General features: G+C 69.8%; 11 protein-coding genes. 5 read left to right on the forward strand and 6 right to left on the reverse strand.

The window, feature by feature from the left end:
* The first annotated feature begins 14 nt into the window (after positions 1 to 14).
* On the forward strand, positions 15 to 611 hold the full coding sequence (locus tag Q5762_RS24945) for an NAD(P)H-dependent oxidoreductase (RefSeq protein ID WP_315894459.1): 597 nt from the start codon (positions 15 to 17) through the stop codon (positions 609 to 611).
* A 45-nt stretch (positions 612 to 656) separates the two neighbouring features.
* On the opposite strand, the gene soxR is transcribed toward Q5762_RS24945, so the two are convergent.
* The 4 genes from soxR to Q5762_RS24965 form a co-directional block, all read right to left on the reverse strand.
* A complete protein-coding gene (soxR, locus tag Q5762_RS24950) occupies positions 657 to 1,112 on the reverse strand; it encodes a redox-sensitive transcriptional activator SoxR (protein WP_315894460.1) in 456 nt (151 codons plus the stop codon).
* 44 nt (positions 1,113 to 1,156) lie between these two features.
* Complete coding sequence (locus Q5762_RS24955) at positions 1,157 to 1,795, reverse strand: ScbR family autoregulator-binding transcription factor (RefSeq protein ID WP_315894461.1); 639 nt, start codon at positions 1,793 to 1,795, stop codon at positions 1,157 to 1,159.
* A 185-nt stretch (positions 1,796 to 1,980) separates the two neighbouring features.
* On the reverse strand, positions 1,981 to 3,216 hold the full coding sequence (locus Q5762_RS24960) for a cytochrome P450 (protein ID WP_315894462.1): 1,236 nt from the start codon (positions 3,214 to 3,216) through the stop codon (positions 1,981 to 1,983).
* Between the two features lie 105 nt (positions 3,217 to 3,321).
* On the reverse strand, positions 3,322 to 4,053 hold the full coding sequence (locus tag Q5762_RS24965; RefSeq protein WP_315894463.1) for a ScbR family autoregulator-binding transcription factor: 732 nt from the start codon (positions 4,051 to 4,053) through the stop codon (positions 3,322 to 3,324).
* Between the two features lie 248 nt (positions 4,054 to 4,301).
* Between Q5762_RS24965 and Q5762_RS24970 the strand changes: the two genes are divergently transcribed.
* From Q5762_RS24970 to Q5762_RS24980, 3 genes are all read left to right on the forward strand, one after another.
* Positions 4,302 to 6,212 carry an acyl-CoA dehydrogenase gene (locus Q5762_RS24970; protein ID WP_315894464.1) on the forward strand — a complete coding sequence of 637 codons (1,911 nt, stop codon included), beginning with the start codon at positions 4,302 to 4,304 and terminating at the stop codon, positions 6,210 to 6,212.
* 190 nt (positions 6,213 to 6,402) lie between these two features.
* On the forward strand, positions 6,403 to 7,182 hold the full coding sequence (locus Q5762_RS24975) for a response regulator transcription factor (RefSeq protein WP_315894465.1): 780 nt from the start codon (positions 6,403 to 6,405) through the stop codon (positions 7,180 to 7,182).
* A gap of 65 nt (positions 7,183 to 7,247) precedes the next feature.
* Complete coding sequence (locus Q5762_RS24980) at positions 7,248 to 8,099, forward strand: hypothetical protein (RefSeq protein ID WP_315894466.1); 852 nt, start codon at positions 7,248 to 7,250, stop codon at positions 8,097 to 8,099.
* Between the two features lie 6 nt (positions 8,100 to 8,105).
* Here Q5762_RS24980 and Q5762_RS24985 read toward each other — a convergent pair whose 3' ends face one another.
* A complete protein-coding gene (locus Q5762_RS24985) occupies positions 8,106 to 9,677 on the reverse strand; it encodes a hypothetical protein (protein WP_315894467.1) in 1,572 nt (523 codons plus the stop codon).
* Between the two features lie 185 nt (positions 9,678 to 9,862).
* Complete coding sequence (locus tag Q5762_RS24990) at positions 9,863 to 10,522, reverse strand: IS607 family transposase (protein ID WP_315894468.1); 660 nt, start codon at positions 10,520 to 10,522, stop codon at positions 9,863 to 9,865.
* 344 nt (positions 10,523 to 10,866) lie between these two features.
* Here Q5762_RS24990 and Q5762_RS24995 point away from each other — a divergent pair.
* Positions 10,867 to 10,944, forward strand: a 78-nt coding sequence (locus Q5762_RS24995) for a biotin carboxylase N-terminal domain-containing protein (protein ID WP_308435431.1), incomplete at its 3' end; no start/stop codon positions are given.

A 10,944-nucleotide genomic window follows, 5' to 3' on the forward strand; every position in this document is an offset into this window, starting at 1 on the left:
ATGAGGAGAGAACCTTGTCCACTTCACCCCTGCGGCTCGCCGTGGTCATAGGAAGCGTCCGCGAGGGCCGGTTCGGTCCCCTGGTTGCCCAGTGGTTCGCCGAACAGGCCCGCCGGCACGGCGGCTTCGAGGTGGATCTCGTCGACCTGGCCGAGTCGCCGCTTCCGCTGACTCTGCCCGACTTCGGTGGCGAGCCCGACGCCGCCACCGCGGTCCACCACTCGGCGCTGGCCCAGCGCCTCGCGGCCGCCGACGCCTTCGTGTTCGTCACCGCGGAGTACAACCACAGCTTCCCCGCGTCCCTGAAGAACGCGCTCGACTGGTTCCGCGAGGAGTGGCAGGCGAAGGCGTACGGCCTGGTCTCCTACGGCGGGCAGGCCGGCGGCGTACGGGCCGCCGAGCACCTGCGCACGGTCATCTGCGAGCTGCACGGGATGACCGTGCGGGACGCGCTCAGCTTCCACAACGCGTGGGAGCTGTTCGGCGAGGACGGCCGGGCGGACGACGACGGCGCGTCCGACGCCGCCGCCAAGGCCATGCTGGGGCAGCTCGGCTGGTGGGGCGGCGTGCTGCGCGAGGCCCGTGCGCAGAGCCCGTACCAGGCGCTGTAGGGATCCGTCCCGGGGCGTCATCCCCTCCGGTGACGCCCCGGGCCTTCACCCTCCGGTGAGCCGGGTGGGTGTCTTGCCCACCGTCCGGTGGATGTCTCCCGGGTTCACCAGCGCGCAGCGCCCCAGGGAGAGGCAGCCGCACCCGATGCAGGAGCTGAGGTCGTCCCTCAGCTCCTGCAACTGCTTGATACGGGTGTTGAGATCCTCCCGCCACAGCTCCGAGACCTGTGCCCAGTCCTCGCGGGTCGGCGTGCGCTCGTCGGGCAGCAGCTTCAGGGCGGCGCGGATCTCCTCCAGCGAGATGCCCACCCGCTGCGAAGCCCGTACGAAGGCCACCCGGCGCAGCATGTCGCGGCTGTAGCGACGCTGGTTCCCCGAGGTCCGGCGGCTGAAGATGAGCTCCTGGTCCTCGTAGAAACGCAGCGCGGAGGTGGTCACCCCACTGCGTTCGGCCAGTTCGCCGACCGTCAGTTCGGCGGCCTTGCGGGAGATGAGCGACATACCGACAACCTAGAAGATCGATGGGCGTGTTCGGGGTGGGTGCGTCAGGGGGCCGGCGTGCTCGGCACGCGGTCCCTGACTGCCGGGACCGTCATCGCCAGGATGTGGGGGGCCGCCACGCACGGCAGCAGGACCTGCCATATCCCGCTCAGCGAGGTGCTGGAGAGCCACTCCCTGTTGCTCCTGCTCAGGATCTCCAGGCCGACCGTGGCCGCGACGACGGTCGCCGCCGTCCGTTCGGGGACGGCCGCCTCGGCCAGCATGCCCCGCTCGGCCGCCCGGTTCAGCAAGTACTGGACGTAACCCCACCATTGACGGCGCAGGTCCCGGAGGTTGCCGTGGGCGTTCTCGCAGCTGAGCTGGAAACCGGCCCGGACGACGACGTCCCGGTTCATCAGCCGGGCGAAGGCGAGCGAGCTGTCGGTGAGCGCCCGCAGCGGGTCGGTCGCCTCGCGGAGGGTCACCCGCGCCGTGCGGTGCAGGAGGCGGGCGGCCCGGGCCTCGACGGCGCGGGCGATGGCGGCCTTGTTGGTGAAGTGGAAGTGCAGGGCGCCCGGACTGACGCCGGCGCCCGCGCTGATACGGGAGAGACTGGCCTCGGCGTACCCGCACTGGTCGAACAGAACGGCTGCCGAGCGAATCAGGGCGTCACGGGTGCGGGCCGCCCGTACGTCATTGGTCACCGGTGGCTCCAGTCGCAGCGGGCTCTACCTTTGGAGACTATAAAACCAGCAAGACGGTTTTTTATCCAGCTGAGTGAGAGAACTGTCAGATATCGGCTTCGATGGCTGTTTTTCGTTACGTAAGGCCGTACGGAGGCCGCGGGCGGAGGCTGCCCCCTCCGTCCGCGGCCTCCGCCCGCCCGGCGTCAGTTCACGGCCGGCCCCAGCCGGACCGGCAGCGCCCCGTAGCCGTTGACGATGAACGACGGCACCGGCTCGACGTCCTCCAGCGGAACGGCGAGCGCGAGCTCCGGGAAGCGGGTGAAGAGCGCCGAGAGCGCCACCGTGGCCTCCAGCCGGGCCAGCGGCGCACCGAGGCAGCGGTGCACGCCGTGGCCGAAGCCCAGGTCGTCGCGGCGGCCGGGGCGCTCCACCTCGAACCGCTCGACGTCCTCGCCGTACGCCTCGGGGTCGGTCGCCGCGGCGGCGAACGACACCAGGATCGGATCGCCCTTCCGGATCAGGACGCTCCCCAGCTTGATGTCCTCCACGGCGAACCGCATCGGCGAGTACGCGGCGGGCGGGTGGAACCGCAGCGACTCGCCCACCACGTCCGCCCAGTCCGCGCGCCCCTCGCGGACGTGCGCGAGCTGCTCGGGGTGGCCGCACAGGGCGGCCACGGCGTTGGTGATGAGGGTTGCCGTGGTCTCCTGGCCGGCCGCGATCATCAGGTACAGGGTGCCCAGCAGTTCCTGCTCGGTGAGCCGGTCGCCGTCGTCCCTGGCCTCGATCAGCGCAGACGTCAGGTCGTCGCCCGGCGCCGTCCGCTTGGCGGCCACCAGCTCGGCGAGCATCCCGAAGACCGTGAGCTGCGCCGCGGCCATCTCCACCGCCGGGACGGCGGTGCCGAAGACCTTCTCCAGTTCGGCGCAGAGCGGCCCGCTCATCTCCTCGGAGACGCCGAACAGTTCGCAGATGACCCGCATGGGCAGCAGCTTGGCGAACGAGGCCCGCAGATCCACCTCTTCGCCGGCCGGTACGGCCGCCAGGCCGTCGAGGAGGCCGGTGGCGATCTCCTCGATCCGCGGGCGGAGGGCCTCCGTGCGGCGGGCCGTGAACGCCGCCGCGCTCAGCCGCCGCAGCCGGGAGTGGTCCTCCCCGTAGGCGAACAGCATGTTCTCGTTCGCCACCCACGGGTAGAGCGGCCACTCCTCGGTGATGCGCCCCTCGGCGAAGGCCGGCCAGTGCTGCCGGGCGTTCTTCGACACCCTCGGGTCCATGAGCAGTTGCTTCACGTACTCCTGCCGGACGATCGCCCAGGCGGTGACCCCGCCCGGCAGTTCGACCCGCGCGGCCGGTCCCCGCTCGCGAAGTGCGGCGGCTTCGCCCGCGAGGTCACGGCCCAGGACGTCCAGTGCGTAGGGGCAGCCAGTCGCGTCCACGTTCATCCTTGAGCTCCGTTTCGTTCGAGACCTTGCGTTCTTTTACACAGGTGTTCGGGCGAAACGGTTCCATCGGTCCGACCGTGGCCGGCGGCCCGGTCGGCGTCAATCCGCCGTGGTCGCGGCCGCCTTCTCACGCAGCTCCATCGCCGACGCGTAGATCCGGGCGCCCCGGTCCGGGGAGAAGTCGAGCCGCACCAGGACGCTGGGGGTCGCGACGGACGGCATGAGGTGCCGGTAGAGATCGACGACCCGCTCCGCCATGTCCTTCCGTCCGGTCATGATCCGCGAGAGGACCTGAACGCCGGTGAAAGCGCCGACGAACAGTTTGGCCAGGCTCTCGGTGTCGACGTGCGGCGCCATCTCCCCGCACGCCTTGGCCTCGTCGAGGAGCGACCGGGTGTGCCGCATCCATCCCTCCATCGTGGCCCGGCGCTGCAGGTTGTCGAGCCTCGTGCCCTGGTCCACGGTCAGCCGTACCCCGGCCTGGATGATCGGGTCGCCGGTGTCCTGCCTGAGCAGGTGGGCGAGCAACAGCGCCTCGTCCAGCGACTGCTGGAGCTTCAGCTCCTGTACGGGCACCTCCGGGAGAGCCTCGGCCTGCGCCGCGAGAACGGCCTGGGCGAGCTCCTCCTTCGACGTGAAGTGGAAGTACAGGGCGCCCTTGGTCAGCCCGGAGCGCTTGAGGATGTCGGAGATCGTCGTCGCCTCGTAGCCGAGCTCGTCGAACACCTCGGCCGCCACGACCAGGATCTTCTGCCGGGTCCGGATGGCTCGTTCCTGTCTCACTACTGCTTCCTCCGACTTCTCGTTCCGGTCGGGGTGAGGACGGCGCATCGCACCGCCAAAACCATCTGGCCGGTCTGTTTTTGCTGGGGGAACGGTACAGGTCGGTGATCCGTTTCCTGTGCGGAGGGTGTCCGTTCGGCGTGATCGATGCCCTGCCCGCTCCGTGCAGTCGACATCTATTGCAACACGCGGGTGAACGTCGCGTAAGAGCTTGAATAAAAAACCGTTTGGTCCGTTTGTTTCTATGGCAGGCTTGATCGTCTCATCTCCCCACACTCACCGCTTTTGGAGAGCAGATGACCTTCCTGGCATATGCCCTGTCCGGCGCGGACATACCCGGCGGAAGAACGACGGACGAGCCCGCCGCTTCCCCGGCCCGAGGCCACTCCCACCCCGGCGGCCGGTCCGACCTCGTGACCGACGAGCTGACCCACCTCCTCTTCGACCGGTGCCTGCGCGATCAGGTCCACCGGCCCTGGCGCGGGCTCGCGGGGCGCACGGAGTTCGGCTACCGCCCCGGACTGACCCCGCGTGAGCGGATGTCCCTCTCCTACGACCGGCTGCGGCTCGTCAACGGCGCCGCCGACGGAGTGGCGGACCTGGTGACCGACCCCCGCCGGCTGGCCGCCCTGCACGAGTGGATCGGCCCCCTCGACGGCGGCCTCACCACCCTGGCGAGCATCCACTACAACCTGTTCCTCGGCAGCCTCCTCGACCATGACGGCGACCGGCGGGACCTGTCCGCGTTCACCTCCCTCCGGCGCACAGGAACGTTCCTCTGTACCGAGCTCGACCACGGCAACGACGTGGCCGCGATGCAGACCGTCGCGGTGTACGACCGGGCGAGCGACGAGTTCGTCCTGCACACCCCGACCCCCGGGGCGCGCAAGTTCATGCCGAACACCAGCCTGACCGGCGGCCCGAAGAGCGCCACGGTGGCCGCCCGGCTGCTGATGGACGGTCAGGACCAGGGCGTCTTCCTCTTCCTCGTCCCGCTGAGCGACGAGAACGGTCATCTGCCGGGGGTGCGGGTGCAGCGCCTGCCGGACCGCACGGGCACGCCCGTCGACCACTCCCTGACCGCCTTCGAGCACGTACGGCTGCCGCGTACGGCGCTGCTGCAGGGCGACCACGGACGGCTGGCCGCGGACGGCACCCTGAGCAGCACCCTGGGCAACCGGCGCAAGCGATTCCTGCGCTCCATCGGCCGGGTCACCATGGGCAAGCTCTGTATGAGCGCCGGCACCCTCGGCATGTCGAGGGCGGCCCTTGCCATCGCCGTGCGCTACTCCCACAGCCGGCTCATCGCCGGGGCCAGGCCCGGCGAGCGCGTGCCGCTTGCGGCCCACCGCAGCCACCACGGGCGGCTCCTGCACGGGATCGCCCTCGCCTACGCCATGACCTTCCTGCACCGGAGGGTGGTGGACCGCTGGGTCGGTCACACCGCCGAGGACCGGGAGGAGGTGGAGCGCCTGGTGGCGGTGGCCAAGGGCTGGATCACCTGGCAGGCCCGTGAGATCGCCGTCGAGTGCCGGGAACGGTGCGGCGCGCAGGGGCTGTTCCCCGCCAACGGCATCGCCGACCTGGCGCAGAACATCGAGGGCGGGATCACCGCCGAGGGCGACAACCTGGTGATCTGGGTGAAGGCCGCCGGCGAGATGGTGTTCGGGCACGAGGCCGCCCGGCCGGGGCGCCTCGGGCCGCTCTGTCCCGACCGGGACCTCGCCGACCCGGCCGCCCTGCGCGATCTCCTCGCCGAGGCCGAGGGCATCTGGCAGAGCAGAGCCCGTACGGCCCTGCGGGAGGGGCCGAAGGGCGATCCGCTCGCCCGCTGGAACGAGACCTCGTCGGCCGCTCTGGAGATGGTCTCCGCCCATGCGCGACTGCAGGCGGCCGACGCCTTCATGGCGGCGGCCGACGCGGCCGTGGACCCCACGACGGGCTTCCTGCTGCGCACCCTGTGCCGCCTGTTCCTGCTCGCGCAGTTGGCCGAATGCACCGGGGACCTGCTGGCGGAAGGGCTGATGACGGCCGATCAGGTGCGGTCCCTGCCCAAGAACCGCGACGCCGTCCTCGCCGATCTGGCGCCGCACATGATGACGCTCGTCGACGGATTCGGCTTCCCGGCGGAGATGCTCGCCGGCATTCCGATAGCCGACGGTCGCGCGGTCGGCGGGGGCCACGAGGGCACGGCGGACGCGCCGTGAATGGAAGGTCGAATTCCGCATTGCGTGGTCCGGGAGAAGCCCCCTCGGCCCCCTGTCGTGCACTGTTCTTCAACTTCGCTTTGCCGCCTTCGCACCCGGAACGTATTAGCTTTGACAAACCGGCGCGACGGTTTGTAAGTTCGCGATGATGCTCGAGTGACGGCTCAAGCTGACTAGCTAGGGGGAAAAGATGAACCAGCCTTCCACGTGTGTGTTGGAGCCTCATATACACGCCCCTCGTAACCTCGGGGCGCTGTCCCACCCCGCGGAGCAGGAAAGGGGACGGTCCCAGTCCGGGGCGCCGGGCCGGTCCGCCTGGCGCGTTCTCGTCGTCGAGAGCGACCACAACGAGGCGGAGACGCTCGCCCGGGGTCTGCGCCGGCACGGCCACGAGGTCGACAACATCGCGAGCGGAAGCGAAGCACTGCACGCCTACGGGGACGCCGACCTGATCCTGCTGGACCTCGAACTGCCGGACCTGGACGGCCTCGAGGTCTGCCAGACCATCCGTACCGCCTGCGACATCCCGATCATCGCGGTCACCGCCCGCGGCTCCGAACTGGACCGGGTCCTGGGCCTGCAGGCCGGGGCCGACGACTATCTCACCAAGCCCTACGGCTTCCGGGAGCTGATGGCCAGGATGGACGCGGTCATGCGCCGCGCCCGCCCGCAGGCCCCGGCCCCCAGCACCATCGAGCACGGACCTCTCCTCATCGACACGGGATCGCGTGAAGTCACCCTGGACGGGAGGCCGATCGCGATGACGCGCAAGGAGTTCGACCTGCTCTGCCTGCTCGCGTCCAACCCCGACACGGTCATCCCGCGCAAGCGGCTCATGCAGCAGGTCTGGGGCGACTCCTGGTCCCGCAGGACCGTCGACACCCACGTCAGCACCCTCCGCAACAAGCTCGGAGCGAGCAGCTGGGTCGTCACCGTGCGCGGTGTCGGTTTCCGGCTCGGCCACGGATAGGTCCCTGTTCCACCGCACGTCGTCAACGGGGAAAGACATTGGAAGACCACACGACAGCAAGCAGAGTGACGTCATGTCAGGGGGAGGGCTGCCGGCGAGGCCGCGCGGAGGGACGCGCACGCCGGCGGACGAGCGAGGGCAGCCGACTGTGCCGGGGGTGCGCGGACCGGTTCGAAGCGGAGATCGAGCAGATTCCCCGGCTGTACGAAGAGTGTGAGCGCGTCCTGGGCGGCGGCGTCGCCGACGGTCTGCGCGAACGGACGTCCGGCGGGACCCTTCCCGGGCTCCCCTTCAACGAGGCCGCGTCCGAGGTGCGCGTCCGGATGCTCGCCACGCTCGGCTCGTGGAGCGGACTTGTGGCACAGGAGCGCGGCCTGCCGGCCCCCGAGCGCACGGTGGCCGCGACGGGCGCGTTCCTGTTACGGCACGCCTCCTGGCTGGCGTCCCATCCCGCCGTCGCCGACGCGACGGAGGAGATCGCGAAGCTGGTACGGGACGGTCGCCGGGTGACCCGGTCCGACGGCAGCCGGACGGTCCGGGTGGGCCCCTGCGCGGAACCGGACTGTCCGGGAACGCTCAGCCTGACCCTGCACGACCGTCCCCGGCACGCCGAGCACGCCGAGCACGCCGAGCCCAGGATCCGCTGTGACGCCGACGAGGCGCACAGCTGGGCCGGCCACCGGTGGAGCGAACTGAACCGGTCCATGGAGGCGGGTGCGGCCACGCGCGCCGCCGAGCCGGCCACCGAGCGCTGGCTGACAGCCGCCGACATCTCCGTGCTCCAGCAGGTGCCGGTGGGCACGGTCTACCGGCTGGCGAGCGAGCAGCGGTGGCGGCGCCGACGCGGGGCGGGCCGTACGTACTACAGCGAGAACGACGTCGAGCTGTGCTTCGGCAGTCGTCCGGCTCGTCGCTGACCGTTCCTATGCGAGTTGGCCAGTGTTGGCCGAATCGCATGAATCCGGACAGGTAGTCCGGTGACCCTCCGAACGGTCTTGAGGGTCGGGGAACAGCGCGAGTTGGTCACCTTGGTCCAGTCGAGTCTTGCCGCCTCCGTTTGGCGTGCTCGCTGTCCTGGGTGGGCTCGCGGTCCCGCGTGGCCTGGGAACGAATACGGTCTGGGCGGTAGCTCTCCGCTCGCTCATCCTCTGGTGAGCGGCGGTCACACCTGCCCGACGCCGGATTCGGTGTCCCAGGCCACGCCTGGCGATCGCCACCGAGGCACCGTGATGCCTGGTGACGGTGGTCTTGGTCTGCTGCTGGAGTGGGGCTTTCCAGTACCGCTCGCCCCAGATGCTGGTGTATGCCGGATCGACGGCGATGACGACGAGTCCGGCGTGGAAGGCCATCGAGCGCAGGCGCTCGCGGAACTTCGCAGTGGGGATACCGGCGACGGCTCGACGGAACGTCTTTCCCCGGCCGCCGCGGCCCATGGTCTCCCGCCCGGTGGCCCGTGCGTCGTCGAAGCCGAGGTTCTCGATCGCGATGCCCGCGCAGTGATGCTGCTTCGCAATGCGGATGAGTTCGGTGATCGCGGCGCGCAGGCGCCCGTCTCGTGTGCTGCTGGGGCCGCTGATCGCGATGGGGACGGTGATCGGCTGTCCGACAGGGTTACCGCAGGAGTCGAGGACGTAGGCGGCCAGGTGGTCGGCGTTCAGGTCGACCCCGAGGAGTCGTTCGCCGAAGGCCCCGATCTCTTCCGGGCTCGGGAGGACTGCGGTGTCGGCCGACCAGGACGCATCGAGGTACCAGCGCCCGCGATCCGGGTCGAGGCGGATGTCGTACCGAACGGATCGGTGTGCGGTGGCCCGGTCGAGCCACTCCTGGCGGCGATGGGAGAAGGTGACGGTGCAGCCCAGCTTGTACCGGCCGCGGGGCGCGTTCGCCAGGTGCCGCAGCGGCTCCGGCAGCACGATCGCGACCTCGCCCGTTTCCGGGTGGACGGTGATCGTGTAGTTCCCGTGCGGTGCGCCGGACTCGCCATCAGCGGTCAGGAACAGCCGCTCGGCCTCCCACCGCTGCCGCCACTCGGTCTCGGTCAGCCCCGCCTTATCGAGGTTGTGCCGGATCTTCGCCAGGTGTCGGCCACCGACCACAATCGCCGGGCGACCGTTCTCGATACGGTCCTCGACGTCTACGAGCCGGGATTCGAGGACCTGGAGACGGCGCTGCTTCTGGGCGCGCTCGGCCTGGTCCGGGTAGCCGCGGGTCTTTCCTTTGCGCTGCCCGCACGGCACTGCGAGTCGGCGCTCAATGGCCCGTACGGCCCGGCGCAGGCTGGCGCGCTCGTCGAACAGGCAACGCAGCGAGAGCTGGTACTGGTCTTCGCCGGCGCGGGTCATGGCCCCGGCCCAGCGGGAGGACGACACCGCGGTGAGCGTCTTCTTCCGGGCAGCACGCTGGTTGTCCTTGACCTTCACCCGTCCCAGCGCGACGCGCTCGGCCAGGTCGGCTCGCTGGTAGTGGCCGAGGTGCTCGCCGACCTGGCGCAGCACTTCGGCCTCTTCGGTGGTGACGCGGAGGCGGTCCCGGATACGGGCACCGGTCGGGGCGGTGACGGTGAAAGGAGCGGCGATCGTGCGCAGTTCACGCTTCTTGCGGCACTTCGCCACGATCAAAGCCCCCTTCCGGCTCAGCTTCCCAACATTCAAGCCTGAGCCTATACATGACCAGCAATGACCTACAAATCCCCTTCACTGACGGTCGACTTGACCGCCCTGGTCAACGCCCTCGCCTTCGCCGACCGGGCACCGTACAGCCGGCCGGAGAACGAGGTGACGACCGCGAGCATGTCCCGCACGAGATCGCCGTCCTCGGCGGACTCCAGCTCGTCATCGCCGCCAGTGATCTCCAGGCGGCAGCCCCACGACGGCAACACCACCTCGGCCAGCATGGCGGTTCCGAACCGGGCGAGCCGTTCCTCATGCGTCACCAGGAGCGTGGTCACCGACTCGGCCTGACAGGCCCGCAGAGCACGCCGAAGGCCCTTGCGCTTGTCGGAGAGCCCCGACGCCACGTCGGTGAACTCCCCGGCCACGATCCGGTCGCCGGCCGCCTGGCGCAGCCGCACCATCTGCCGGTCGAGGTCTCCCTCTTGCCGCTGCCGGTGCGAGGAGACACGCCCGTACAGCACTACGCCGCCAATATCTGGCAGCGTCGGGGAGCCGCGGCGGCGCGAGAGCGTGTCCAGATCGCCGACACGGAAGATCCGGCGGCCGCCCGGCGAACGCCGATCCTCCAACACGCCTTCGAGGGTGTAGCGCCGCAGCGTCCGCGTGGACACCCCCAGCCGCTTTGCAGCCCTACCCGCAGAGATCCAATCCTCATCCCGTTCACTCATGTGGGGGATTCTATGACCTACCGTGGCCTACAACCGAATCAACTGCTGCCTACCCGGCCGGGCCGTGGATCCCTCAGGATCCGCGGCCCGGCCGTTTGCGTGTGCGGGCCGGGGCGGCGCGGCCCCTGTTCGACTGAAACATGACATTCGCTTGACCAACCACGGATGGTGCCGGGCACGGTTTGTGAAACCTGACGGTCTTCTTGAACGGCATCTGTTGAACGCGAGTTCGCGGTCGAAGAACCTTGAGAACAAGATCCGGTGCGCTGTCCCCAGGGCTTGGTCAGAAGGTTCCTGCGGAGATGTCGTGGTGCGCGCATGAGGGGATTCAGGAAAGGCAGTTCATGCGCAAGGTGCTCATCGCCAACCGTGGCGAAATCGCTGTCCGCGTCGCCCGGGCGTGCCGGGATGCCGGGATCGCG

This window comes from Streptomyces sp. P9(2023) (assembly GCF_032436795.1).
Lineage (GTDB): Bacteria > Actinomycetota > Actinomycetes > Streptomycetales > Streptomycetaceae > Streptomyces.